The sequence below is a fragment of the Pseudomonas sp. PvP001 genome, from assembly GCF_040546375.1.
In the GTDB taxonomy this organism is placed as follows: Bacteria; Pseudomonadota; Gammaproteobacteria; order Pseudomonadales; family Pseudomonadaceae; genus Aquipseudomonas; species Aquipseudomonas coleopterorum.
Map to the genome: position 1 here is coordinate 1,494,958 of NZ_JBEPNQ010000001.1, position 25,662 is coordinate 1,520,619.

Consider the following 25,662-nt stretch of genomic DNA (forward strand, 5'->3'; position numbering starts at 1 on the left):
GAGAAACATCATGCAATGGGAAGTCGTGATCGGGCTGGAGATTCATACCCAGCTCGCCACCCAGTCGAAGATTTTCTCCGGCAGTTCCACCACCTTCGGCTCCGAGCCGAACACCCAGGCCAGCCTGGTCGACCTGGGCATGCCCGGCGTGCTGCCGGTACTCAACCAGGAAGCCGTGCGCATGGCCGTGATGTTCGGTCTGGCCATCGATGCCGAGATCGGCCAGCACAACGTGTTCGCGCGCAAGAACTACTTCTACCCCGACCTGCCCAAGGGCTACCAGATCAGCCAGATGGAGCTGCCGATCGTCGGCAAGGGCCACCTGGACATCACCTTGGAAGACGGCACGGTCAAGCGCATCGGCGTGACCCGCGCGCACCTGGAAGAGGACGCCGGCAAGAGCCTGCACGAGGACTTCAGCGGCAGCACCGGTATCGACCTCAACCGAGCTGGCACGCCGCTGCTGGAAATCGTGTCCGAGCCCGACATGCGCAGCGCCAAGGAAGCCGTGGCCTACGTCAAGGCGATCCATGCACTGGTCCGCTACCTGGGCATCTGTGACGGCAACATGGCCGAAGGCTCGCTGCGCTGCGACTGCAACGTCTCGATCCGGCCCAAAGGCCAGGTCGAGTTCGGCACCCGCTGCGAGATCAAGAACGTCAACTCGTTCCGCTTCATCGAACGCGCCATCAACAGCGAGATCGCGCGCCAGATCGAGCTGATCGAGGACGGTGGCAAGGTCGTCCAGCAAACCCGCCTGTACGATCCGAACAAGGATGAGACACGGGCCATGCGCAGCAAGGAGGAAGCCAACGACTACCGTTACTTCCCCGATCCCGACCTGCTGCCAGTGGTGATCGAGGATTCGTTCCTGGAAACCACCCGGGCAACCCTGCCCGAGTTGCCGCCGGCCAAGCGCGAGCGCTTCCAGCGTGAGTTCGGTCTGTCTGCATACGACGCCAGCGTGCTGGCTTCGAGCCGCGAGCAGGCGGACTTCTTCGAGCAGGTCGTGGGCAGCTGCGGTGATGCCAAGCTGGCCGCCAACTGGGTCATGGTCGAGCTGGGCAGCCTGCTGAACAAGCAGGGCGTGGAAATCGAGGAATCGCCGGTCAGCGCGGCGCAACTGGGTGGCATGCTGCAGCGCATCAAGGACAACACCATCTCCGGCAAGATCGCCAAGATGGTCTTCGAAGCCATGGCCAATGGTGAAGGCGATGCCGACCAGATCATCGAGGCGCGCGGCCTGAAGCAGGTCACCGACAGTGGTGCCATCGAGAAGGTCCTGGACGAAGTGTTGGCCGCCAACGCCGAGCAGGTCGAACAGTACCGTGCGGCAGACGAGGCCAAACGCGGCAAGATGTTCGGTTTCTTCGTCGGTCAGGCCATGAAAGCGTCCAAGGGCAAGGCCAACCCGCAGCAGGTCAACGAGCTGCTCAAGAGCAAGCTGGCCGGTTGATGCAACAGCGCACCCCCTGTAGCCGCGGCGCAAGCCGCGTCCGGCCCCGAAGCGGTGAATCCTGTGGACCGTGGATACCGCCGACGCGGCTTGCGCCGCTGCTACGGGGGGTTTGTTCATTTGGGCGTCATGCCGTTTGTGCCGGCGCGATTGCGTTGTTGGCCGGTTGCGCCAGCCAGAACGGCATCATCGACCCCCGCGGTTACGACCGTGACGGGGTCGCCTCCTATTACGGCGCGCGCCACCATGGCGCTCGTACGGCCAGTGGCGAACGCTTCGATCAGTACGGCCTGACTGCGGCCCACCGCCAGCTACCATTCGGCACCCGGGTGGTGGTGACCAACCTGGCCAACCAGCGCAACGTCATCGTGCGGATCAACGACCGTGGTCCTCAGTCACGCGGGCGCTTGATCGATGTGTCCAAAGGCGCAGCTGAAAAACTGGGCATGCTGCGCAGCGGCACCGCTCGCGTGCGCGTGCAAACCTTGCAAGACTGACTCGGAGCCGCCGTCATTTTCAATCTCGCCACCTTGCCCGGACCCACCTTGCTGCAATTGTTCGCAGGGCTGTTGCTGCTGATTGCCGGGCGCCGAATGGCTGGTGCGCGGTGCCGTGCGCCTGGCGGCTGCGCTGAAGGTCAGGCCACTGGTGGTGGGCCTGGGCGTTGTGGCGCTGGGCAGCAGTGCGCCGCAGTTGGCGGTCAGCCTGCAGGCGACGTTCGTCGGTACGCCCGACATCGCCGTGGGCAGCCTGGTGGGCAGCAACATCTTCAGCTTGCTGGTGACCTTGGGGTTATCCGCGCTGATCATTCCGTTGCGGGTGTCCCGACAACTGCTGCGGCTCGATATCCCGTTACTGATCGGCGCCAGTGCGCTGGTATTCGGACTGGCCTTGAACGAGCAACTGGGGCGCCTGGAAGGCGGCATCCTGCTCTTGGGCCTGGTCGGCTACCTGGGCGTGCTGTGGCGCCAGTCGCGGCATCCAGGGCGGGTAGCGACGCCACAGGGCACCGCCCCCTGGCTCAAGTGCCTGGGCATGATGCTCGGCGGTCTGCTGCTGTTGGTCGCCGGAAGCCACTGGTTACTGGAAGCGGCGCTGGAACTGGCCACCGATTTCGGCCTGTCGGATCGGGTGATCGGATTGACCATCGTGGCTGTTGGCACCTCTCTTCCGGAGTTGGCCACCTCGCTCGTGGCCGCGTTGCGCGGTCACCGTGAGATTGCGGTGGGTAACGTGATCGGCAGCAACCTGTTCAACCTGCTCGGTGTGCTTGGCCTGACCGCCGTTCTGGCGCCAGCGCCCTTGAGCGTTTCGCCCAATGCGCTGGATTTCGACCTGCCGGTCATGCTGGGCGTCACGCTGCTGTGCCTGCCCCTGTTCTACTCGGGATACCGCGTCACACGGGTCGAGGGGCTGGTGCTGCTGGGGCTCTACGCTGCCTATGGCCTGCATGTGGTGACCTTCACCACGGGCATGCCGCTGGCGGCGAGACTGGAAGAGCTGATGCTGTTCTACGTGCTGCCGGTGCTGGCGGCAGTGGTGCTCTGGGGCACCCTGCGCGCCTGGCGTCGACAGCACTGAACGACGCAACCTACCCCTGGCGCTTCTTGAACATCCAGGCCACGGCCAGTACCCCGAGCCATACTGGAATCAACAGCACCGAAATGCGGATGCCTGGGGTCATGTACATGATCACCAGAATCGCTGCCAGGAACGCCAGGCATACCCAGTTGGTGATCGGGTAACCCCAGCTCGGAAAGAACGTTGCATGACCATTGGCGCGCATGGCCTTGCGGAATTTCAGGTGGGTGATACTGATGATGCCCCAGTTGATGACCAGCGCAGACACAGCCAGAGCCATCAGCAAGCCAAACGCCTCGCCCGGCATCAGGTAGTTGATGAGCACGCTCAAGCCGGTTGCCAGCGCGGAAATCCCCAGTGCTTTCATGGGCACGCCACGACGGTTGACCTTGAGCAAGGTCTTGGGGGCGTCACCCTGCACCGCCAAGCCGAACAGCATGCGGCTGTTGCAGTAGACGCAGCTGTTGTAGACCGACAGCGCTGCGGTCAGCACCACCACATTGAGTACGGTGGCCACTACGTTGCTGTCCAGCGCGTGGAAGATCATCACGAACGGACTGCCGCCCTCGACCACTTTCTGCCACGGGTACAGCGACAACAGGATGGTCAGGGCGCCCACGTAGAACAGCAGGATGCGGTAGATCACCTGGTTGGTGGCCTTGGGTATGCTGCGCTTGGGATCATCGGCTTCGGCGGCGGTGATGCCGACCAACTCCAGGCCGCCAAAGGAGAACATGATCACCGCCATGGCCAGGGTCAGGCCCCCGATGCCGTTGGGGAAGAAGCCACCGTATTGCCAGAGGTTGGCAACGCTGGCATCAGGCCCGCCATTGCCGGTGGCCAGCATCCAGGCGCCGAAGCCGATCATGCTGACGATGGCCGCCACCTTGATCAACGAGAACCAGAACTCCATCTCGCCATAGATCTTCACCTGGAACATGTTGATCGCGTTGATCAGCACGAAGAACACCGCGGCCGAGGCCCAGGTGGGTACGTCCGGCCACCAGTACTTGATGTAGATGCCCACGGCGGTCAGCTCGGCCATGCCCACCAGCACGTACAGCACCCAGTAGTTCCAGCCGGACATGAACCCGGCCAGGCCACTCCAGTAGCGGTTGGCGAAATGGCTGAAGGTCCCGGTGACCGGTTCCTCGACGACCATCTCACCGAGTTGACGCATGATGAAGAAGGCGATCAGGCCGCCGATGGCGTAGCCCAGGATGACCGAAGGGCCGGCCATGCCGATAGTCTGGGCAATGCCCAGAAACAGGCCGGTGCCGATGGCGCCGCCCAGGGCAATGAGCTGGATATGCCTGTTTTTCAGACCCCGATGCAGACCTTCGGGGGTGGATTGATCATCCATTGCGGTTCCTTAGCGGGTAAATGCTTGCCGGTGGGCAAGCAGCGTCTAGATCCAGCCGCCCCACTGCAACAGGAAAATTCCGATATTGGTGGTGATGGCTGCCGCCAGGGTGGTGATCACGATGATGGCGGCGGCGAGCGAATAGTTGCCGCCGCTGGCCCGCACCATGACATAACCGACCGAGGCCGAAGGAGCGCCAATATACAGGAACAGAATGCCCAGTTCCGCCCCGCGAAAGCCCAACAGCCAGGCGCCGAATGTACCGACGATCGGCAGCAGGATCATTTTCACCGCGCTGGCGCTCAAGGCCACCGAACCACTGCTGCGCAAGGCAGCCAGTGACAGGGTGCCGCCGATGCAGATCAGTGCCAGCGGCAGGCTCATCTGCGCAACGTAATCGGCAGAGGTCAGGATCCAGTTGGGGATGGGCACCTGCAGCCAGGCGAAGGGCACGGCCGTGACCACGCTGATGATCAGCGGGTTGACCAGGATGCTCTTGCAGATGCTCAAGGGGTCGGACTTGATGTTGGGGCTGTAGATCGCCAGCACCACGACGGACAAGGAGTTGTAGAGCACGATCACCAGGCCCGCGAGGATCGAGCCCAAGGAGATACCGTAGTCGCCATACATGCTGCCAGCCAGGGCCAGGCCGATGACGCCGTTGTTGCCGCGGAACGCGCCTTGGGTGAAGACGCCGCGATCGACCTCGGGACAACGCTTGGTGGCGATCCACCAGGCGATGGCGAAGCTGCCCACCGTGGCCACCACGAAATACACCAGCAAGCCGGGCTTGAGCGCCGAGCGCAGGTCGGCGTGGTAGATGCCCAGGAACAGCAAGGACGGCATGCAGACGTTGAACACCAAGGCCGAGGCGGTCTTGATGAAGTTGTCGTTGATCCACTCGATCCGCTTCAGCCCATAGCCCAAAAACAGCATGGCGAACACCGGAGCGGTCACGTTCAGGGTCTGCAGAAATAGGGCGAGCATGCCGGGGGAACCTGTTGCCTGGAGTCAGACGACAATGATAGCGAGGATAGGGGGATGAGGCGGGGAAATTCTGGTAAAGCGTGTGTATGCAGCAGCCCCTTGGCGGGCCCGCCCCGCTCCCACAAAGATCCCCAGCACCTGCAAGATCCCCGTAGGAGCGGTCAGCGGCCGCGAAAGCCGCACCGCGGTTCCGAAGCTTACTGCGGACCCATCTTGTCCATCAGCGCAGCGAGCATTTCATACTCTTCACCGGTCAGGTCGGTCAGCGGGGTGCGCACCGGACCTGCGTCGTAGCCTGCGATCTTGGCGCCAGCCTTGACGATACTGACGGCATAGCCCGACTTGCGGTTGCGGATGTCCAGGTAAGGCAGGAAGAAGTCGTCGATCAACTTGCCTACGGTGACGTGATCGTCAGCGGCGATCGCGTGGTAGAAGTCCATCGCAGTCTTGGGGATGAAGTTGAACACGGCAGACGAATACACCGGCACGCCCAGCGCCTTGTAGGCAGCAGCGTAGACTTCGGCGGTCGGCAGGCCACCCAGATAGCTGAAGCGATCGCCCAGGCGGCGACGGATCGACACCATCAGCTCGATATCGCCCAGGCCGTCCTTGTAGCCGATCAGGTTCGGGCAGGTTTCGGCCAGACGCTCGAGCAACGGTGCGTTCAGACGGCAGACGTTGCGGTTGTAGACGATGACGCCGATGTTGACCGATTTGCAGACGGCTTCGACGTGGGCGGCCACGCCGTCCTGGCTGGCTTCGGTCAGGTAGTGCGGCAGCAGCAACAGACCCTTGGCGCCCAAGCGCTCGGCTTCCTGTGCGTATTCGATGGCCTGGCGGGTGGAACCGCCAACGCCGGCGAGGATAGGCACGCTGGTGGCGCAGGTATCGACCGCGGTCTTGATCACCTGCGAGTATTCGCTGGCAGCGAGGGAGAAGAACTCACCGGTACCGCCGGCGGCGAACAGCGCGCTGGCGCCGTACGGGGCAAGCCATTCCAGACGCTTGATATAGCCTTCGCGGTGGAAGTCGCCTTGGGCAGTGAAGTCGGTTACCGGGAAAGACAGCAAGCCGTGATTGAGGATGGACTTTAGTTCTTGTGGATTCATTGTTTGAACACCCTGGGTCGCATGGAAAATTGAACAACCAAGCAGCCATGGCTGGCTGATGTCGTACGTCATCGTACAACCACTCCAAGTGTTCCTCAATAGCAGGAACGAAGTATTTTCAGATTGTTCACCATGCACCGCCCACAGGATCCCTGTAGCAGCGGCGCGAGCCGCGTCAGGTTTCACCGCGGAGTATCAGACAGATCATCATGTCCGCCGACGCGGCTTGCGCCGCTGCTACAAAGGGGGCGCGGTGTCCCTGTAGCAGCGGCGCGAGCCGCGTCAGGTTTCACCGCGGAGTATCAGACAGATCACCTTGGCCGCCGACGCGGCTTGCGCCGCTGCTACAGAGGGTCGCGGTGTCCCTGTAGCAGCGGCGCGAGCCGCGTCAGGTTTTACCGCGGAGTATCAGACAGATCACCTTGGCCGCCGACGCGGCTTGCGCCGCTGCTACAGAGGGGCGCGGTGTCCCTGTAGCAGCGGCGCGAGCCGCGTCAGGTTTCACCTCGGAGTATCAGACAGATCACCATGTCCGCCGACGCGGCTCGCGCCGCTGCTACAGCGGGGCGCGGTGTCCCTGTAGCAGCGGCGCGAGCCGCGTCAGGTTTCACCGCGGGGTATCAGACAGATCACCATGTCCGCAGACGCGGCTTGCGCCGCTGCTACAGAGGGGCGCGGCGTCCCTGTAGCAGCGGCGCGAGCCGCGTCAGGTTTCACTGCGGAGTATCAGACAGATCACATTGGCCGCCGACGCGGCTTGCGCCGCTGCTACAGGGGGGCGCGGTGCTCCTGTAGCAGCGGCGCGAGCCGCGTCAGGTGCACCACGGGGCGTCAGGCAATCACCTTGGGGCGATCAGACCCTGCCGGCTTCGGCTTCCTGGTGGGCCTGGCGCAGGCGCTCGCGGCTGTTGGTCAGGTGCAGGCGCATGGCGGCGCGTGCCGCATCGGCATCCTGGCGGGCGATGGCGTCGTAGATTTCCTCATGCTCGCGACTGAGTCGGGTCATGTAGTGCTGCTGGTCATCGTGCGCCAGGCGCGCCGAATTCAGCCGGGTACGGGGAATGATGCTGGTGCCCAGGTGCGTCATGATGTCGGTGAAATAGCGGTTACCCGTGGACAAGGCGATCTGCAGGTGGAACTGGAAATCGGATGCCACTGCGTCACTCGCATGGGCCGCGCTTTCGTTCAGCGCATCAAGGGCCGCACGCATGGCCGCCAGCTGTTCATCGGAACGTCGGCTGGCAGCCAGCCCGGCAGACTCCACTTCCAGGCTGATGCGCAACTCGAGCACCGCGAGCACATCGCGCAAGGTGACGATGGTCGCCGGATCGATGCGAAAGCCACTCGGGCTCGGCGTGTCCAGCACGAAGGTGCCGATGCCGTGACGGGTCTCGACCTGTCCCGCCGCCTGCAGCCGGGAAATGGCTTCGCGCACCACCGTTCGGCTGACGCCCTGCTCTTCCATGATGGCCGACTCAGTGGGCAGTTTGTCGCCCCGTTTGAGTTCGCCATCGAGGATGCGCTGGGTCAGCACGGCCACAAGCTCCTGGGCCAGGCTGCGCGGTTTGCGACGGGCGCGTGGGGCGGCGCTCAGATTGTCCATAGTCAACAGTTGTCTCGAAAACGGGCGGTGAGGTGCACATCATAGCCCAAGCTGGTTGTACGATCACGCTATGAGTGGCGCGAGCCGAGCCCATGAAGGAGCGATTGATGAGGGAGAGGCATTTCTGCAGGGGCCCGATGACCTGGGTATCAACCCTGAAGAAAGATGACTCAACCAATCTGGGCGAATGGTGAAAATACGCCAAAGCATGGCGAATCAAAATACCCAAGACTGCCAGAGCGAACTCGCCTCGCTCTTCTCTCCCTCGGGGCGAAGAGAAGAGCGAACTGCATGGGAATAGCCGATGAACGGGCCTGGACACCTTATACTTTCAGACACGCCAGGCACGCAAATCCAGCTCGAGCTCCTTCACGAATGACACCTGCCACATAGATACGATCGCCTACAACGACCATTCGCCCTGGTGCGGAAATGTAACCCGAAGGGTAAATCTGCCAGCCAGCCCCCTCACCTTCCGCGTTGGGCAAACCAAAGCTTTTATCCAAACTGCCATCTGGAAGAAACCGCGCCAATAGCAATCTTTCTTGCGGAGCAAGGAGTTCATTGCAGATTCCAAACGCCAAAACGCGGTCGCCAAAATCCCATAGCTGTACATAAGTGCCTGAGTAAGGGGCCCCAGGCACAACCAGTACATTCCCATTGTTGAAGTCAGGATCAGGCAACCCATTCTGGTCGACAGCGTAAACAGAACAATTCACGGTCGAATTCCTTCCCATTCCCGCAGTCAAGAAACTTCTGCCAAATGCAGGGATAATATCCAACATCAGCTCGTATTGATCGCCGGGCCCAAACTGGAAGCCCTCCCGCCCAAAGCTCGTGTCGATATGGCCTTCCAGGGTTATTCTGACAAATCCGGCAAACGGCACGTAGCCTTCCTTATAGAGCTGTCCCGCCAAGAGCAGTTTCCCGTCCGAAGGATATATCGCCTTTACCTCGGCCCCTAGGGGCATACCCGGTTTCGGAGCACTCAAATCATAGAGTTTCAGTATTCCGTCAGTGCCAAAACGCCAATCGACACGTCCATCATCAAAAAAACTGATGATCGAATGGCCGTATGATGGATCCGGGAAGGCGATGTAGATCCGATCATTATGGCGCAGTCCAGTGAGCCCATATATCCCCGAGTGAACGATGCCCGCGTACGGCGTACCTTTGGCCTTGCTGCCAAGTATTCCTTCAGATGCATCACTCCCCAATTGACTACCCTCGAGACCTGCAAAAATTGCCAGTCCCGTCCCCAGTTCGCCAAACGTTGAATCCAGTTGGCCATCCAGCGTGTAGCGCGCCAAGGCAGGGTACCAATGTCTCTTAGTGCCAGTAGGGATACCTACCTTCCCCAACATCAGCAATTTTGCCGGAGTTTCGCCTTGCGCCTCAATATAAAATATTCGATTAATGAGTGACTTTATATTCACGCCTTCCTGCTTGTGAAACTGCCCACGCAACATACCGTTCTGACTGAAAGAGACATCAAGGTCGCCATTTTGCTTCATGGCATATACAAGATACTCTTCGGTATCATTAGTTTCATTTACACCGAAACCTGCGGCATACAGCGTTCCATCCGGCCCCGCTACGACATCATAAAGCACACTACCTTCATAGTTTGGATCATTCCAGCCAAGAACGACCTTACCGGTTCCATCAGGCCCAAACTCAAGATCGGGCGCCCCCGGGTATAGCACTGCAGATTGTGTATCAGTCATGTTTTGTTGATACCTCCCATTCATGACACCGCTGTCTTTTTGCAGGGCAATTAACCTTATCGCCTGACTCAGGGCGCCATGAACTTTCAGTATCACTCCTTAACGAGATGATTGAAAGGCGGGCAATCAGCAGAACTGAATATCTAAGGAGTACTGTCGCTGCCACCTTGACAAGCGTAGTCAGGCAGACAGCAAACTCAAGGGGATTAAACAATGTATATTTTGATACAGGACACTAACCCGCGAACAGATAATTACATTCCAAACTGCTCACAATCGCTTGACCATGATAGTTGGCGACCGCACTTTCCTTATCATACAGAGCCATCAAAACGCGTGTTCGAGTTCACGGCCTGCGGCCTTGGGATGGATTTACGGGCACGGATCAATCACGCTGACAAAGCAAGTATCTTCTCGAAAAAATGGCCCACACGATGATCAAACCGCTGGGCCATCAGGCACACCAGGTGGCCGCAGATTCAGCGCCTAACCGGACGCTTCTGCAATTTGCGTTGCAGGGTGCGTCGGTGCATGCCCAAGGCCCGCGCCGTGGCGGAAATGTTGCCTTCGTGCTCGGTGAGCACCCGCTGGATGTGCTCCCATTGCAGGCGATCCACCGACATCGGGTTTTCCGGCACCAGGCTATCGAGGTCGGCGTGTTCGGCCGACAGTGCAGCCAGCACGTCGTCGGCGTCGGCCGGCTTGCACAGGTAGTTGCAGGCGCCACGCTTGATCGCCTCCACTGCGGTCGCGATGCTGGAATAGCCGGTGAGGATCACCACACGCATCTCCGGGTCCAGCTCCAGCAGCTTGGGCAGCAGCACCAGGCCCGAATCGCCTTCCATTTTCAGGTCCAGCGCGGCGTAGTCCGGGACGTCGTCCTGGGCCAGCTTCAAGCCTTCCTCGGCGCTGCCCGCGGTACTCACGCGAAAGCCTCGGCGGCTCATGGCGCGGGCCATGACGCGGGTGAAGGTGGCGTCGTCATCCACCAACAACAAATGTGGCAGTTCTTCGCCTTCGACTTGGTGTTCGTCAGTCATCGATCATCTCCTCGGACGCCACGGGGCAGACGCAGCTCGGTGAGCGTGCCGCCCTCTTCATGACTATAGAGTTTTACCGAGCCGCCAGCGCGAGTCACGCTGGCTTTGCTCAAGAACAGGCCGAGGCCAAAGCCTTTGCCCTTTGTGGTGAAGAACGGCTTGCCGATCTGCTCGGCAATCGCCAGGGGAACGCCCGCGCCGTGGTCGCGGATCGAGATGAAAATGTCATCACTGTTCCAGTCGAGCCTGACCTCGAGGTTGTCGGGGCAGGCATCGGCGGCGTTGTTGAGCAGGTTGAGCAGCGCCTGGGTCAGATCCGGCGGCGGCGCCAGGTGGGGCACCTCACCCTGGCCAAGGCGGTGGAAGCGGTAGCTGGATTCGGGACGCATCAGGTGCCAGCGATTCAGGGCTTCGTCGAGCCAAGTGGTCACGGGTTGATCGACCACGGCCATGCGCCGATTGGCCTCGGCGGCGCGCACCAGCTGCTGCAGGGTCTCCTTGCACAGCTTGACCTGATCCTGCAGCACCTGTAGGTCTTCCTGCAGTTCGGGCTGGGGATGGTCCTGGCGCATCTCCTTGAGCAGCACGCTCATGGTGGCCAGTGGCGTACCCAACTCATGAGCCGCACCGGCGGCCTCGGTAGCCACGGCCAGCAGTTGCTGGTCACGCAGACCCTCTTCGCGACGCTGCGCACGCAGTTGTTCCTGCCGGCGCAACTCTTCGGCCATCTTGGCGGCGAAGAAGGTGATCACCGAAGCCGCCAGGGCAAAGCTCAACCACATGCCGTAGATCTGCAGGTTCTCACGACCAATCGGCAAGGCGTCGAGCGGGTAGAAATGCGCCAGCATGAAGGTGTAGCACGCCAGGGCGATACCGGACAGCACCAGGGAATAGACCCAGGGCAGGGTCACGGCGGCGATGGTCAGCGGCACCAGGTAATAGGAAACGAACGGGTTGGCTCCACCCCCGGAGTAGTACAGCAGGACGCTGTGGATGAGCAGGTCGCAGGCCAGTTGCAAGGCGTATTCAAGTTCGGTGACCGGCAACGAGAAGCGCAGGCGCAGCACGGTCAGCGCGCAGAGTATGGCCGACACCGCCAGGGTGGTGCTCAACGCCAGCCACGGCAAGGGCAACAGGTGCGTGAGGTAGGCGAAGCCGACCGAGCCGGCCTGAGCGGCCAGTACCAGCGTGCGGATGAAGGTCAGGCGCCAGAGGTTCTGGCGTGAAGCGGAAAGAGGCATAGGGTGGGCGAGCATTTGCTCTCCAGTGAGCGCTGCAGGCGGATCGGTGCAAGTATAACCAACTCGGCGCGCCGACAGCGGAAACTGCGGCAAATGACCGCGTTGGTCATAAAGACCTTCGGTTTATCGTGAAAGCTGGTAGGTCCATGTGCGCCTCTCAGGAACCGCATCCGGCCTGGTCAGTCTTACGCAGCACCTACAACAAGGAGTTTTCCATGCCCGTCATCACTCGCAGCGCCGCCCTGGTCCTTGGCGCAAGCCTGTTGTCCAGCCTCCCTGCCCTGGCCGACGAGGCCCGCTACAATCAGATTTCCCTGCGTGCCGAGGTCAGCCAGGAAGTGCCTCGCGACCTGATGCTCGTGACCCTCTACAGCGAGGAGCAGAACGCCGACCCGGCCAAGCTCGCCGCCGGTATCAGCGACACGTTGAACAAGGCCCTGGCCCAGGCCCGCGAAGTCAAAGGCGTGATCGTCCGCCAGGGCAGTCGCAACAGCTATCCGATCTACGATGACAAGGGCCAGACCATCACCGGCTGGCGCGAGCGCGCCGAAGTTCGCCTGGAAAGCGCCGACTTCCCGGCCCTGTCCAAACTCACCGGCGAACTGCTGCAGAGCCTGAAGATGGGCGCCATGGACTTTTCCATCGCCGACAAGACCCGCAAGCAGAGCGAAGACGCCCTGCTCAAGGAAGCCGTGGCCGCCTTCAAGGCCCGCGCCCAACTGGCCACCGACGCCCTGGGCGGCAAGAGCTACAAGGTGGTCAACCTCAACCTCAACAGCGCTGGCTACCCTCGCCCCTACGCCTCGGCGCCGATGATGATGAAGGCCGCTCGCGCCGACGCGGCGCCAGTGACCCCGGACGTGGAAGCGGGCACCAGCGAGGTCAGCATCAATGCCGACGGCGTCATCGAAGTCGTGATGCCTTGATACCCTGACACGTTCATCAAGGGCAGAATCTGCTCCCGCAGGACGGATTCTGTCCGCAAACATCACTCCCCGAGTCCCTCCCTTCGTCTATAGAGGCCCCATATGGATATCCCCGCCTTCAAGCCCTTGCTCCTTACCGCTGCGCTGTGCGCCGGGATGCCCATGGCCCAGGCCGCGAGCACGCTGGTGTACTGCTCCGAAGCCAGCCCTGCCGGTTTCGATCCCAGCCAGTACACCAGTGGTACCGATTTCGACGCCTCGGCGGAAACCGTCTTCAATCGCCTGACCCAGTTCAAGCGCGGCGGCACCGAAGTCGAACCGGGGCTGGCCACTTCCTGGGACGTCTCCCCGGACGGCTTGACCTACACCTTTCACCTGCGCGAAGGCGTCAAGTTCCACACCACCGATTACTTCACGCCCACCCGCGATTTCAACGCGGACGACGTGCTGTTCACCTTCCAGCGCCTGCTCGACCCCGAGCATCCCTTCCGCAAGGCCTACCCTTCGGAATCGCCCTATTTCACCGACATGGGCCTGAACACCAACATCAAGTCGGTCAGCAAACAAGACCCGCATACCGTGGTCTTCACCCTGAACACGGTCGACGCCGCCTTCGTGCAGAACCTGGCGATGAGTTTCGCTTCGGTGCAGTCCGCCGAATACGCCGACCAGTTGCTCAAGCAGGGCAAGGCCGCCGACATCAACCAGAAACCCATCGGCACCGGCCCGTTCGTGTTCAAGCGCTACCAGAAGGATTCGCAGATCCGCTACACCGCCAACAAGGCGTACTGGAAACCCGAGGACGTCAAGCTCGACAACCTGATCTTCTCCATCAGTACCGATGCTGCGGTGCGCCTGCAGAAGCTGAAGGCTGGCGAATGCCAGGTCAGCGGCTATCCACGGCCTGCCGACATCGACGTGATGAAACAGGACCCCAACCTACGCGTGCTCAGCCAGCCGGGCTTCAACCTGGGTTTTCTGGCCTACAACGTGACCCATCCGCCGCTCGACCAGCTCAAGGTGCGTCAGGCCCTGGACATGGCGATCGACAAGCCGGCCATCATCAAGGCGGTCTACCAGAGCGCCGGTCAGTTGGCGCAGAACGCCCTGCCCCCTGCGCAATGGTCGTATGACACCCGAATCAAGGACGCGCCCCACGACATTACCAAGGCCCGTGCCCTGCTCAAGGAAGCCGGAATAAAAGAGGGCACGACCATCAATCTGTGGGCCATGACGGTGCAGCGTGCGTCCAACCCCAATGCGCGCATGTCGGCGCAAATGATCCAGAACGACTGGGCCAAGATTGGCATCAAGGCCAACATCGTCAGTTATGAATGGGGCGAGTACATCAAGCGCGCCAAGAATGGCGAGCACGACACCATGATCTACGGCTGGACCGGCGACAATGGCGATCCGGACAACTGGCTCGGCGTGCTCTACAGCTGCGCGGCGGTCAAGGGCAGCAACTACGCCAAATGGTGCGATCCCGCCTACGACAAGCTGATCCAGCAGGCCAAACTGAGCAGCGATCGCGATGAACGCGTGAAGCTGTACCAGCAGGCGCAGGCCATACTCAAGCAACAAGTGCCGATCACACCGATCGCCAACTCCACGGTCTTCCAACCCATGCGCAAGGAAGTCCAGGATTTCCGCATCAGCCCCTTCGGCCTGACGCCCTTCTATGGTGTCAGCCTTTCGCAGTGATACCGAACGCCCCATTGCAGTGCGTCATCGTGGTGCAATGGGGTCGATAAGTGTGCATTGAGTAGGCAAATGTTGTTGAACATGCGTTCAACTACCGAAAAACTTACATCGATGCGACATTCGTGTACGCCCGTCCCACCGTTTCAGGTGCGATACATCGCAAACAGTTGATTTGGGTATGCCGCCTGCATAAGTATCGGCCAGGTCGACTCACAAGGTCGCCCTCATTCTTAAAATGACAACAACTGAGGCCACCATGCTCAAAACCGCGGTCATTCCGTTCATCGTCGGGGCCGGCCTGCTCGCCAGCGCCCCTTTCGCCCATGCTGCGAGCAACCTTGTATTCTGCTCTGAAGGCAGTCCGGCGGGTTTTGACCCGGCGCTGTATACCAGTGGTACGGATTTCGACGCTTCGGCAGAAACCGTCTTCAACCGTCTCAGCCAGTTCGAGCGTGGCGGCACCGCAGTCATCCCGGGTCTGGCTACCAGCTGGGATATCTCCGAAGACGCCCTGACCTACACCTTCCACCTGCGCGAAGGGGTCAAGTTCCACACCACCGACTACTTCAAGCCGTCCCGCGAATTCAACGCCGACGACGTGCTGTTCACCTTCAACCGCATGATCGACAAGAACATGCCGTTCCGCAAAGCCTATCCGACCGAGTTCCCGTACTTCACCGACATGGGCATGGACGAGAACATCACCAACATCGAGAAGCTCGACGATCATACCGTCCGCTTCACCTTGAAGACGGTCGACGCCGCGTTCATCCAGAACATGGCCATGAGCTTCGCTTCGATCCAGTCCGCCGAATACGCCGCCCAGTTGCTCAAGCAGGGCAAGGCCGCCGACATCAACCAGAAGCCGATCGGCACCGGCCCGTTCGTGTTCAATCGCTATCAGAAAGACGCGCAGATTCGCTACAAGGGCAACAAGGATTACTGGAACCCGGCTGACGTGAAGATCGACAACCTGATCTTCGCCATCACCACCGATGCATCCGTGCGCATGCAGAAGCTCAAGAAGAACGAATGCCAGGTCAGCGTCTATCCACGTCCGGCCGATCTCAAGCCGCTCAAGGAAGACAAGAACCTGCAGATGCCCGACCAGGCTGGCTTCAACCTGGGCTACATCGCCTACAACGTCACCCACGAACCACTGGGCAACCTCAAGGTTCGCCAGGCGCTGGACATGGCGGTGAACAAGCAGAGCATCATCGAGGCCGTGTACCAGGGTGCCGGTCAACTGGCCGTCAACGCCATGCCGCCGACCCAATGGTCCTATGACACGAGCATCAAGGACGCCGGCTACAACGTGGAAGAGGCCAAGAAGCTGCTCAAGGAAGCCGGCGTCAAGGAAGGCACCGAGATCACCCTGTGGGCCATGCCGGTGCAGCGTCCCTACAACCCCAACGCCAAGCTGATGGCCGAAATGCTGCAGTCGGACTGGGCCAAGGTGGGTATCAAGGCCAAGATCGTCAGCTACGAGTGGGGTGAATACCTCAAGCGCGCCAAGGCCGGCGAGACCGATGCCATGCTGATCGGCTGGAGCGGCGACAACGGTGATCCGGACAACTGGCTGGGCACCCTGTACGGTTGCGATGCGGTGAACGGCAACAACTTCTCGAAGTGGTGCGACAAGGACTACGACCAGTTGATCAAGACCGCCAAGGCCACGCCCGATCAGGCCAAGCGCACCGAGCTGTACAAACAGGCCCAGGTGCGCCTCAAGCAGCAGGTGCCGATCACCCCGATCGCGCACTCCACGGTCTACCAGCCCATGAGCGCCAAGGTCACCGACTTCAAGATCAGCCCCTTTGGCTTGAACTCGTTCTATGGCGTGGGCGTGAAGGACTGAACCAGGCACCTCCCCTAATGGAAGCGGGCGATGGACCGGCAGGTCCAGCGCCCATTCGCTTGCATTAACGCCAGGATTTTTCCCACAGCTCTACCGGAATACGCCGACATACGCCTTCGCCAAATGGGACTAGCTTCCTTTGGCGACGGCCGCCGTATTCCCGCTAGGGGACTGGCGCCCCACGATCGGAAAACAACAAGACAGGGACTATCATGCGACATACCCAGCTTTGCTCCGCCATGCTTGCTCTGGGCCTGCTCGGCCAGGTCGGCCTCAGCCAGGCCGCCAACAGCCTGGTGTACTGCTCCGAAGGCAGCCCCGCCGGCTTCGACATCGCCCAGTATACGAGCGGCACCGACAACGACGCTGCGCAACCGATCTACAACCGCCTGACCGAATTCGAAAAAGGCGGCACCAGCGTCATTCCCGCGCTGGCTACCAAGTGGGACATCTCCGAAGACGGCCTGACCTACACCTTCCACCTGCGCGAAGGGGTCAAGTTCCACAGCAACGAAGCGTTCAAGCCGACCCGTGACTTCAACGCCGACGACGTGCTGTTCACCTTCAATCGCATGCTCGATCCCAATCAGCCGTTTCGCAAGGCGTATCCGACCGAGTTCCCGTACTTCGTCAGCATGAGCCTGGACAAGAACATCGCCAAGGTCGAGAAAACCGACGACCACACCGTGGTGTTCACCCTCAACGCCGTAGACGCCGCGTTCGTGCAGAACATCGCCATGAACTTCGCGTCCATCCAGTCCGCCGAATACGCCGAGCAGTTGCTCAAGAGCGGCAACATGCGCGACATCAACCAGAAGCCGATCGGCACCGGTCCGTTCGCCTTCCAGCGTTACCAGAAAGACTCGCAGATCCGCTACAAGGCCAACCCGCAGTACTGGGACATGAGCCAGGTAAAGGTCGACCAGCTGATCTTCGCCATCAACACCGACGCTTCGGTGCGCATGCAGAAGCTCAAGAAGAACGAGTGCCAGGTCACCGCCTACCCACGTCCTGCCGACCTTGCAGGCCTCAAGGCCGACCCCAAGCTCAAGGTCATGGAGCAGGCCGGCTACAACCTGGGCTACATCACCTACAACGTGCGCCACAAGCCGTTCGACCAGCTGGAAGTGCGCCAGGCCATGGACATGGCGGTGAACAAGGACGCCATTCTCAAGGCCGTCTACCAGGGTGCCGGGCAGAAGGCCGTCAACGCCATGCCGCCGACCCAGTGGTCCTACGACGAGAGCATCAAGGACGCGCCCTTCGATCCGGAGAAAGCCAAGCAGATGCTGCAGGCCGCCGGCGTCAAGGAAGGCACCGAGATCACCCTGTGGGCCATGCCCGTGCAGCGCCCCTACAACCCCAATGCCAAGCTGATGGCTGAAATGCTGCAGGCCGACTGGGGCAAGATCGGCCTCAAGGTCAAGATCGTCAGCTACGAGTGGGGCGAGTACCTGGACCGCACCAAACGCGGCGAACACGACGTCTCGCTGATTGGCTGGACCGGCGACAACGGGGACCCGGACAACTGGCTGGGCACGCTGTACAGCTGCGACGCCATCGGCAGCAACAACTACTCGATGTGGTGCAACCAGGACTACGACAAGCTGGTCCAGCAGGCCAAGCGGGTCACCGACCGCGAAGAGCGCAGCGTGCTCTATCGTCAGGCCCAGCAGTTGCTCAAGCAACAGGTGCCGATCACCCCGATCGCCCACTCCACCGTCAACCAGCCGGTCAGCGCCAAGGTTGAAGGTTTCAAGGTCAGCCCGTTCGGGCGCAACGACTTTGGCGGCGTGAGTCTGCGCGACTAGATAAACCAGGCCTTCCCCAAACCCATGACCGTGCCATGGGTTTGGGGAGCTTTTGGCAAAAAAGAGCAAGCAAACGTTTGCAACTGTCATCACGGGCCATGGACTGGCCATCAGCCGCACTAGAAGACGCGGCTATAAAACTAAAAAAGTAAGGAGCTTCAGTTGAAAATTACCAAGAGAGCAGTCTTCACCTTGTCGTTGAGCGGGTTCGCGCCCCTGGTCCTGGCTGATGAAGCCAGCCAGGCGTTCATCCCGCTTACCGTCAAGACCAGCAGCGCACAGGATGAGGCCAAAGGCTTCATCGAGGACTCGAGCCTGACCGGCTCGACCCGCAACTGGTTCGCCAAGGAGAAGGGCAAGCGTGGCCTGACCTGGGGCATCAACAAGGGCGATGGCGTGACCGAACGCACCGGCAGCCGCGACACCTGGGTTCAGGGCACCATCGTCAACTACACCTCGGGCTTCACTCAGGGCACCGTGGGGTTCAGCACCGAAGTGGCGGCCTACAACACCGTGGCGCTGGAGCAGGGCAAAGGTCGCGTGGCCGGCGGGGGGAACCGCACACTGACCGATCACGATGGCGACGTGGTCGACCAGTGGACCAAGGCGGGCCTGGCCAACCTCAAGGCGCGGGTGTCCAACACCGTCCTGACCGCCGGGCGTCAATCGATGAACACGCCGGTACTGGCCTTCATCGGCAACCGTGCCCTGCCCTCCAGCTTCGAGGGTGTCAGCCTGCACAGCGCCGAGTTCGACAACCTCGACTTCGACCTGGGCACGTTCAGCCGCGTCTCGCCGCGAACCGAACAGAGCCTGAGCAAGTTCAGGACCGAGTACGGCGACGGCACCACCACCGACCAGGTCAACATCTTCGGCCTCAACTACCAGCCGCTGAAAAGCCTGACCACCAGCCTGTACGCGTCCAACGTCAAGGATGTGTGGAACCAGTACTACTTCGGCGCCTCCCATGAACTGGGCGATGCCTCGGTGCTGGGCCTGACCACCGGTTTCAACTACTACAAGACCAAGGATGCCGGCAGCTCGAAGATGGGCGCCATCGACAACGACACCTACAGCCTGTCGTTGACCGCCACGCACAAGGCGCACAGCCTGACCTTGGCCTTCCAGGAAGTGAACGGCAACGAATACTTCGACTACCTGCACGAAACCAACGCCATTTTCCTGGCCAACTCGCTGTTTTCCGACTACAACGGCCCGAACGAAAAATCGTTCCAGATCGGTTACGGGCTGGACATGGCCGGCTATGGCGTACCAGGCCTCAAGTTCAGCGTCTACACCGCGCGCGGCTGGGGTATCGATGGCACGCACTACAAGGGCGGCGGCTATGATGGCATCCAGGCCCAGGACGGCGAGAAGCATTACGAGTACGGCTTCGGCACCTCGTATGCCGTGCAGGGCGGGCCGTTGAAGGCCAGCACCATCCGCGCGACCTACAGTGCCCACCGCGCAAGCGCCAATCAGGTCGATGGCAGCCTCAACGAGCTGCGCATCGTCACCACCATTCCGTTCCAGATTCTTTGATCGGCAACCGCTGCCCGGGGTTCGACGAATCCCGGGCAGCGGCTACGCTTACGTGCGATTGCGAGGGCAATGATGAAAACGCTATCTCTGAAGGCTGCCGTGGCAGCCGCCCTGCTCGGCCTGACCTTGGGCGCCAGTGCCAAACCGCTGGTGGTCTGCACCGAAGCCAGCCCCGAAGGTTTCGATATCGTTCAATACACCGGCGCGGTCACGAGCGATGCCTCGGCCGAGACGGTGCTCAACCGCCTGGTCGACTTCACGCCGGGCACCACCGACATCCAGCCGGGGCTGGCCAAGAGCTGGGACATCAGTGAAGACGGCAAGACCTATACGTTCCACCTGCGCGAAGGCGTGAAGTTCCACACCACCGACTACTTCAAGCCGACCCGCACCCTGAATGCCGACGACGTGCTGTGGAGCTTCATGCGCCAGTTCGACGCCAAGCATCCCTGGCATGACAAGTCGACCATGGGCTATCCCTATTTCGAATCGATGGCCATGGGTGATCTGATCCACAGCATCGACAAGCTCGACGACATGACCGTGCGTTTCGTGCTCAAGCGTCCCGAAGCGCCGTTCCTGCGCGACATGGCGATGCCCTTCACCTCGATCTACTCAGCCGAATACGCCGACCAGTTGCTCAAGGCCGGCAAGACCGCCGACTTGAACAGCAAGCCGATCGGCACCGGGCCGTTCGTGTTCGTGCGCTACAGCAAGGACGCCCAGGTTCGCTTCAAGGCCAACCCCGATTACTACAAGGGCAAGCCACCGGCCGACCCCCTGATTTTTGCCATCACGGTGGACAACAACGTGCGGGCGCAGAAGCTGCGTGCCAACGAATGCCAGGTGGCGGTCTATCCCAAGCCGGACGACGTACCCGGCATCAAGGCCGATCCTCAGCTCAAGATCGCCGAGATGGACGCCCTGATGACCAGCTACGTGGCCATCAACACCACCCACAAATACCTGAGCGACGTACGCGTGCGCCAGGCCATCCAGATGGCCTTCGACAAGCAGACCTTCGTTCGTACCCTGTTCGGCGAGGGCAACGCGACACCGGGCGTGGGCCCCTATCCCACCACGCTGCTGGGCTACAACCACAGCCTCAAAGACCTGCCCTACGATCCGGACAAGGCCCGCGCCCTGCTCAAGGAAGCCGGCGTTCCGGAAGGCACCTCGTTCACCATCTTCGCGCGCAACGGCAGCAGCCCGACCAACCCCAACTCCAGCCTCGCAGCGCAACTGTTGCAGGCCGACCTGGCCAAGGTTGGCATCAAGCTGGATATCCGCGTGCTGGAATGGGGCGAGTTGATCAAGCGCCTGAAACTGGGCGAACATGACCTGGCTTTCTACGGTTGGGCCGGCGACAACGGCGACCCGGACAACTTCCTCAGCCCGAACCTTACCTGCGAAGCAGCGAAGAACGGCGAAAACGCCGCGCGCTGGTGCAACAAGGAATTCGACGCCCTGGTCAGCCAGGCCCGCGAAACCACTGAACCGGCAGCACGCGCGGCGCTCTACGAACAGGCGCAGGTCATTTTTCTCAAAGAGCAACCCTGGTTGAGCCTGGCGTATCCACGTCTGTTCTCGGCCATGCGCAAGAACGTCGAAGGCTTCCACATAAGCCCGATGACCAATAACAACTTCGCCACCACCCAGGTGAAGTAGAAAAAGACGCCGCGTATCGGCGCCCACCCGGGCGGATGCGCGGCTTGCCTAACCGGCTGATGAGGTACTACGCACGATGTTTAGTTTTATTGCCCGACGTGTGGGATTGCTGATCCCCACTTTCTTCGGCATCACGCTATTGACCTTCGCGTTGATACGCCTGATTCCCGGTGACCCTGTCGAAGTGATGATGGGCGAGCGTCGGGTCGACCCCGAAATGCACGCACAGGCGATGGAACGCCTGGGTCTGAACAAGCCCCTGTATGCTCAGTACCTGGATTACATCGGCAATCTCGCCCAGGGCAACCTGGGTGAGTCGCTGCGTACCCGCGAGAGCGTGTGGACCGAGTTCACTGCGCTGTTTCCGGCCACGCTGGAGCTGTCCATCGCCGCGCTGATCTTCGCCGGCGTGCTCGGCCTGCTGGCGGGGGTGATCGCCGCGCTCAAGCGAGGATCGCTGTTCGACCATGGGGTCATGGGCATTTCCCTGGCCGGCTATTCCATGCCGATCTTCTGGTGGGGCCTGATCCTGATCATGTTCTTTTCGGTGACCCTGGGCTGGACGCCAGTGTCAGGGCGCATCGACCTGCTCTACGACATCCAGCCCAAAACCGGCTTCATGCTCATCGACACGTTGTTCAGCGAAGACGAAGGCGCCTGGTTGGACGCCCTGCAGCACCTGATTCTGCCTGCCATCGTGCTGGGCACCATTCCGCTGGCGGTGATCGCCCGCATGACCCGTTCCTCGATGCTCGAAGTGCTGCGCGAGGACTACGTGCGCACTGCCCGCGCCAAGGGCCTGTCGCCAACCCGCGTGGTGTTCGTGCACGGCCTGCGCAACGCGCTGATTCCCGTGCTCACGGTGTTCGGCCTGCAGGTCGGCACCTTGCTGGCCGGTGCGGTACTGACCGAAACCATCTTCTCGTGGCCGGGCATCGGCAAGTGGCTGATCGAGGCCATCGGCGCCCGTGACTACCCTGTCGTGCAGAACGGCATCCTGTTGATCGCCTGCCTGGTGATCCTGGTCAACTTCGTGGTGGATATCCTCTACGGCCTGGCCAACCCACGCATCCGTCATCAGCGTTGAGACCCTATCCATGACTACGAAAATCGAAACGGTCGCAGTGGATCAGAGCCTGCTCTACCCCTCCCCGTACAAGGAATTCTGGCAGGCATTCGCCAAGAACAAGGGCGCCGTGGCGGGCCTGGTGTTCATGCTGATCATCGTCTTCTGCGCGCTGTTCGCGCCGTGGGTGGCCCCGCACAACCCCAGCGAGCAGTACCGCGACTTCCTCCTCACCCCGCCGGTATGGCTGGAAGGCGGCCAGTGGCAATTCATCCTGGGCACCGACGAGCTGGGCCGTGATTTGCTTTCGCGCTTGATCCAGGGCTCGCGGCTGTCGCTGCTGATCGGCCTGTCGTCGGTGGTGATGTCGCTGATACCGGGCATTCTCATGGGCCTGCTGGCCGGATTCTTCCCGCGCATTCTCGGGCCGTCGATCATGCGCCTGATGGACGTCATGCTGGCGCTGCCATCGCTGCTGCTGGCCGTGGCGATCGTCGCCATCCTCGGCCCTGGCCTGATCAACACCGTGATCGCCATTGCCGTGGTTTCGCTGCCTTCCTACGTGCGCCTGACCCGCGCTGCGGTGATGGGCGAACTGAACCGCGACTACGTGACCGCCGCGCGCCTGGCCGGGGCTACCCTGCCGCGCCTGATGTTCATCACCGTGCTGCCCAACTGCATGGCGCCACTGATCGTGCAGGCCACCTTGAGCTTTTCCTCGGCGATTCTCGACGCTGCCGCCCTGGGTTTCCTGGGCCTGGGCGTACAACCGCCAACGCCGGAATGGGGCACCATGCTGGCTTCGGCGCGTGACTACATCGAACGCGCCTGGTGGGTGGTAAGCCTGCCGGGCCTGACCATTCTGCTCAGCGTGCTGGCAATCAACCTGATGGGCGACGGGCTGCGCGATGCGCTGGACCCCAAACTCAAGAACGCCGCCTGAGGAGCCGATCATGTCACTTTTGAATATCAACAACCTGAACGTACGTTTCGGCGATGCCAAGGCCGTACCGGTCGTGGACGGGCTGGACCTCAGCGTGGACAAGGGCGAAGTGCTGGCCATCGTTGGCGAATCGGGCTCGGGCAAATCGGTGACCATGATGGCCCTGATGGGCCTGATCGATGCACCTGGCATCGTCACCGCCGACTCGCTGGTCTTCGACGGCCACGACATGCTCAAGCTCAACGCCCGGCAACGGCGCAAGGTGGTCGGCAAGGACCTGGCGATGATTTTCCAGGACCCGATGACTGCGCTTAATCCCAGCTACACCGTGGGTTTCCAGATCGAGGAAGTCTTGCGCCAGCACCTGGGCATGTCCGGCAAGGCCGCGCGCCAGCGTGCGCTGGAATTGCTCAAGAAGGTGGAAATCCCGGCAGCCGAAAGCCGCCTGGATGCCTATCCGCACCAGCTTTCCGGGGGCATGAGCCAGCGCGTCGCAATCGCCATGGCGATTGCCGGTGAGCCCAAGCTGCTGATCGCCGACGAACCAACCACCGCACTGGACGTGACCATCCAGGCGCAGATCATGGAATTGCTGCTCAGCCTGCAACAAGAGCAGAACATGGGCCTGATCCTGATCACCCACGACCTGGCCGTGGTGGCCGAAACCGCCCAGCGCGTGTGCGTGATGTACGCCGGTCAGGCAGTGGAAGTGGGCCATGTGCCGCAACTGTTCGACATTCCCGCGCACCCGTATAGCGAAGCGCTGCTGATGGCCATTCCGGAGCACAGCGAAGGCGCCGAGCGCCTGGCCACCCTGCCCGGCATCGTCCCCGGCCGCTACGACCGTCCGCAGGGTTGCCTGCTGTCGCCGCGCTGCCCGTACGTACGGGACAACTGTCGCACCGAACGCCCGGCCCTGGACCCTAAAGCCCAGAGCCTGGCGCGTTGTTTCTACCCACTCAATCAGGAGGTGGCGTGATGAGCGTCGTACTGACCGCCCGCGACCTTACCCGTCATTACGATGTTTCGCGCGGGCTCTTCAAGCCCCATGCCGTGGTGCGTGCCCTCAATGGCGTCTCCTTCGAGCTGGAAGCCGGCAAGACCCTCGCCGTGGTCGGTGAATCGGGCTGCGGCAAGTCGACCCTGGCCCGCGCGCTGACCCTGATCGAAGAACCATCCTCCGGTTCGCTGCAGATCGCCGGCCAGGAAGTGGCGGGCGCCAGCAAGGCCGAGCGCAAGCAACTGCGCAAGGACGTGCAGATGGTGTTCCAGAGCCCCTATGCCTCGCTCAACCCTCGGCAGAAGATCGGCGACCAACTCGGCGAGCCGCTGCTGATCAATACCTCCCTGAGCAAGGCCGAGCGCCGCGAGAAGGTCCAGGCGATGATGCAGCAGGTCGGCCTGCGCCCTGAACACTACCAGCGCTACCCGCACATGTTCTCCGGTGGCCAGCGCCAGCGCATCGCCCTGGCCCGCGCCATGATGTTGCAGCCCAAAGTGCTGGTCGCCGACGAACCCACCTCGGCCCTCGACGTGTCGATCCAGGCGCAGGTGCTGAACCTGTTCATGGACCTGCAGCAGGAATTCAACACGGCTTATGTGTTCATCTCCCACAACCTGGCCGTGGTACGTCACGTGGCCGACCAGGTGCTGGTGATGTACCTGGGCAGGCCGGCGGAAATGGGGCCCAAGGAAGACATCTACACCCGTCCTCTGCACCCCTACACCCAGGCCCTGCTGTCGGCCACGCCGACCATCAAACCGGACCCGCTCAAGCCCAAGATCAAGATCGTCGGCGAGTTACCCAACCCGCTGAATCCACCGTCGGGCTGTGCGTTCCACAAGCGTTGCCCATACGCCACCGAGCGCTGCAGCACCGAAGTACCGGCGTTCCGGCCGGTGGATACGCGGCAGGTGGCGTGTCACTACGCCGAGCAGTTCCTGTAACGCCTGCAGGCCTCTTCGCCAATCGGTGAAGAGGCCTGTACCTCCCCCTTCTCCCCAGTGCATCCGCAGACGAATGTCTCTATGATGCCG

19 protein-coding genes and 1 pseudogene are annotated in these 25,662 nt (G+C 61.5%); 13 read left to right on the top strand and 7 right to left on the bottom strand.

Annotation, left to right across the window (positions count from 1 at the left end):
• The first annotated feature begins 10 nt into the window (after nucleotides 1–10).
• From gatB to ABMD26_RS06865, 3 genes and pseudogenes are all read left to right on the top strand, one after another.
• On the top strand, nucleotides 11–1,456 hold the full coding sequence (gene gatB, locus ABMD26_RS06855; protein WP_192001296.1) for an Asp-tRNA(Asn)/Glu-tRNA(Gln) amidotransferase subunit GatB: 1,446 nt from the start codon (nucleotides 11–13) through the stop codon (nucleotides 1,454–1,456).
• Between the two features lie 98 nt (nucleotides 1,457–1,554).
• A complete protein-coding gene (locus ABMD26_RS06860) occupies nucleotides 1,555–1,953 on the top strand; it encodes a septal ring lytic transglycosylase RlpA family protein (protein ID WP_502948334.1) in 399 nt (132 codons plus the stop codon).
• Between the two features lie 57 nt (nucleotides 1,954–2,010).
• Nucleotides 2,011–3,034, top strand: a pseudogene (locus tag ABMD26_RS06865) (calcium/sodium antiporter); the annotation flags it as partial.
• Nucleotides 3,035–3,047: 13 nt separating this feature from the next.
• On the opposite strand, the gene ABMD26_RS06870 reads toward ABMD26_RS06865, so the two are convergent.
• From ABMD26_RS06870 to ABMD26_RS06900, 7 genes are all read right to left on the bottom strand, one after another.
• The gene (locus ABMD26_RS06870; RefSeq protein WP_049860559.1) at nucleotides 3,048–4,400 is read right to left on the bottom strand and encodes an amino acid permease; all 1,353 of its coding nucleotides are present in this window, start codon (nucleotides 4,398–4,400) and stop codon (nucleotides 3,048–3,050) included.
• A gap of 45 nt (nucleotides 4,401–4,445) precedes the next feature.
• On the bottom strand, nucleotides 4,446–5,387 hold the full coding sequence (locus tag ABMD26_RS06875; protein WP_049860558.1) for an AEC family transporter: 942 nt from the start codon (nucleotides 5,385–5,387) through the stop codon (nucleotides 4,446–4,448).
• Nucleotides 5,388–5,584: 197 nt separating this feature from the next.
• A complete protein-coding gene (kdgD, locus tag ABMD26_RS06880) occupies nucleotides 5,585–6,496 on the bottom strand; it encodes a 5-dehydro-4-deoxyglucarate dehydratase (protein WP_056845005.1) in 912 nt (303 codons plus the stop codon).
• An 853-nt stretch (nucleotides 6,497–7,349) separates the two neighbouring features.
• Nucleotides 7,350–8,099: a FadR/GntR family transcriptional regulator gene (locus tag ABMD26_RS06885; protein ID WP_122741443.1), complete on the bottom strand. Its 750-nt coding sequence runs from the start codon at nucleotides 8,097–8,099 to the stop codon at nucleotides 7,350–7,352.
• A 323-nt stretch (nucleotides 8,100–8,422) separates the two neighbouring features.
• Nucleotides 8,423–9,826 (bottom strand): hypothetical protein, encoded by a 1,404-nt coding sequence (locus ABMD26_RS06890; protein WP_354308721.1) that lies wholly within the window; start codon nucleotides 9,824–9,826, stop codon nucleotides 8,423–8,425.
• 479 nt (nucleotides 9,827–10,305) lie between these two features.
• The gene (locus tag ABMD26_RS06895) at nucleotides 10,306–10,866 is read right to left on the bottom strand and encodes a response regulator transcription factor (protein ID WP_122741442.1); all 561 of its coding nucleotides are present in this window, start codon (nucleotides 10,864–10,866) and stop codon (nucleotides 10,306–10,308) included.
• Nucleotides 10,863–12,122, bottom strand: coding sequence for an ATP-binding protein (locus ABMD26_RS06900; RefSeq protein WP_134721748.1), 1,260 nt, complete (start codon nucleotides 12,120–12,122; stop codon nucleotides 10,863–10,865). Before ABMD26_RS06900 ends, ABMD26_RS06895 begins: the two co-directional genes overlap by 4 nt.
• Nucleotides 12,123–12,322: 200 nt before the next feature.
• On the opposite strand from ABMD26_RS06900, the gene ABMD26_RS06905 reads away from it, so the two are divergent.
• The 10 genes from ABMD26_RS06905 (at nucleotide 12,323) to ABMD26_RS06950 (ending at nucleotide 25,572) form a co-directional block, all read left to right on the top strand.
• Nucleotides 12,323–13,033, top strand: a complete 711-nt coding sequence (locus ABMD26_RS06905) for an SIMPL domain-containing protein (protein WP_049861920.1) — start codon at nucleotides 12,323–12,325, stop codon at nucleotides 13,031–13,033.
• Nucleotides 13,034–13,135: 102 nt separating this feature from the next.
• On the top strand, nucleotides 13,136–14,737 hold the full coding sequence (locus ABMD26_RS06910; protein ID WP_134721747.1) for an ABC transporter substrate-binding protein: 1,602 nt from the start codon (nucleotides 13,136–13,138) through the stop codon (nucleotides 14,735–14,737).
• A gap of 256 nt (nucleotides 14,738–14,993) precedes the next feature.
• Nucleotides 14,994–16,595 (top strand): ABC transporter substrate-binding protein, encoded by a 1,602-nt coding sequence (locus ABMD26_RS06915; protein WP_049861918.1) that lies wholly within the window; start codon nucleotides 14,994–14,996, stop codon nucleotides 16,593–16,595.
• Between the two features lie 212 nt (nucleotides 16,596–16,807).
• A complete protein-coding gene (locus tag ABMD26_RS06920; RefSeq protein ID WP_134721746.1) occupies nucleotides 16,808–18,406 on the top strand; it encodes an ABC transporter substrate-binding protein in 1,599 nt (532 codons plus the stop codon).
• A 162-nt stretch (nucleotides 18,407–18,568) separates the two neighbouring features.
• Nucleotides 18,569–19,948, top strand: a complete 1,380-nt coding sequence (locus tag ABMD26_RS06925) for an OprD family porin (protein ID WP_056845000.1) — start codon at nucleotides 18,569–18,571, stop codon at nucleotides 19,946–19,948.
• A gap of 72 nt (nucleotides 19,949–20,020) precedes the next feature.
• Nucleotides 20,021–21,616, top strand: a complete 1,596-nt coding sequence (locus ABMD26_RS06930; RefSeq protein WP_134721745.1) for an ABC transporter substrate-binding protein — start codon at nucleotides 20,021–20,023, stop codon at nucleotides 21,614–21,616.
• A 76-nt stretch (nucleotides 21,617–21,692) separates the two neighbouring features.
• Entirely contained in the window at nucleotides 21,693–22,703 is a 1,011-nt protein-coding gene (locus tag ABMD26_RS06935) for an ABC transporter permease subunit (protein WP_049861915.1), read from the top strand.
• A gap of 10 nt (nucleotides 22,704–22,713) precedes the next feature.
• A complete protein-coding gene (locus tag ABMD26_RS06940) occupies nucleotides 22,714–23,625 on the top strand; it encodes an ABC transporter permease subunit (RefSeq protein ID WP_049861914.1) in 912 nt (303 codons plus the stop codon).
• Between the two features lie 10 nt (nucleotides 23,626–23,635).
• Entirely contained in the window at nucleotides 23,636–24,604 is a 969-nt protein-coding gene (locus ABMD26_RS06945) for an ABC transporter ATP-binding protein (protein WP_056844999.1), read from the top strand.
• Nucleotides 24,604–25,572, top strand: a complete 969-nt coding sequence (locus ABMD26_RS06950) for a peptide ABC transporter ATP-binding protein (protein ID WP_049861913.1) — start codon at nucleotides 24,604–24,606, stop codon at nucleotides 25,570–25,572. Before ABMD26_RS06945 ends, ABMD26_RS06950 begins: the two co-directional genes overlap by 1 nt.
• The last annotated feature ends 90 nt before the right edge of the window (nucleotides 25,573–25,662 follow it).

What these genes read in the sequence shown, in the direction of transcription:
- gatB (WP_192001296.1), top strand. Translation starts at nt 11, where the DNA reads ATGCAATGGGAAGTCGTGATCGGGCTGGAGATTCATACCCAGCTCGCC.
- ABMD26_RS06870 (WP_049860559.1), bottom strand. Translation starts at nt 4,400, where the DNA reads ATGGATGATCAATCCACCCCCGAAGGTCTGCATCGGGGTCTGAAAAAC.
- ABMD26_RS06875 (WP_049860558.1), bottom strand. Translation starts at nt 5,387, where the DNA reads ATGCTCGCCCTATTTCTGCAGACCCTGAACGTGACCGCTCCGGTGTTC.
- kdgD (WP_056845005.1), bottom strand. Translation starts at nt 6,496, where the DNA reads ATGAATCCACAAGAACTAAAGTCCATCCTCAATCACGGCTTGCTGTCT.
- ABMD26_RS06885 (WP_122741443.1), bottom strand. Translation starts at nt 8,099, where the DNA reads ATGGACAATCTGAGCGCCGCCCCACGCGCCCGTCGCAAACCGCGCAGC.
- ABMD26_RS06890 (WP_354308721.1), bottom strand. Translation starts at nt 9,826, where the DNA reads ATGACTGATACACAATCTGCAGTGCTATACCCGGGGGCGCCCGATCTT.
- ABMD26_RS06895 (WP_122741442.1), bottom strand. Translation starts at nt 10,866, where the DNA reads ATGACTGACGAACACCAAGTCGAAGGCGAAGAACTGCCACATTTGTTG.
- ABMD26_RS06900 (WP_134721748.1), bottom strand. Translation starts at nt 12,122, where the DNA reads ATGCTCGCCCACCCTATGCCTCTTTCCGCTTCACGCCAGAACCTCTGG.
- ABMD26_RS06905 (WP_049861920.1), top strand. Translation starts at nt 12,323, where the DNA reads ATGCCCGTCATCACTCGCAGCGCCGCCCTGGTCCTTGGCGCAAGCCTG.
- ABMD26_RS06910 (WP_134721747.1), top strand. Translation starts at nt 13,136, where the DNA reads ATGGATATCCCCGCCTTCAAGCCCTTGCTCCTTACCGCTGCGCTGTGC.
- ABMD26_RS06915 (WP_049861918.1), top strand. Translation starts at nt 14,994, where the DNA reads ATGCTCAAAACCGCGGTCATTCCGTTCATCGTCGGGGCCGGCCTGCTC.
- ABMD26_RS06920 (WP_134721746.1), top strand. Translation starts at nt 16,808, where the DNA reads ATGCGACATACCCAGCTTTGCTCCGCCATGCTTGCTCTGGGCCTGCTC.
- ABMD26_RS06930 (WP_134721745.1), top strand. Translation starts at nt 20,021, where the DNA reads ATGAAAACGCTATCTCTGAAGGCTGCCGTGGCAGCCGCCCTGCTCGGC.
- ABMD26_RS06935 (WP_049861915.1), top strand. Translation starts at nt 21,693, where the DNA reads ATGTTTAGTTTTATTGCCCGACGTGTGGGATTGCTGATCCCCACTTTC.
- ABMD26_RS06940 (WP_049861914.1), top strand. Translation starts at nt 22,714, where the DNA reads ATGACTACGAAAATCGAAACGGTCGCAGTGGATCAGAGCCTGCTCTAC.
- ABMD26_RS06945 (WP_056844999.1), top strand. Translation starts at nt 23,636, where the DNA reads ATGTCACTTTTGAATATCAACAACCTGAACGTACGTTTCGGCGATGCC.
- ABMD26_RS06950 (WP_049861913.1), top strand. Translation starts at nt 24,604, where the DNA reads ATGAGCGTCGTACTGACCGCCCGCGACCTTACCCGTCATTACGATGTT.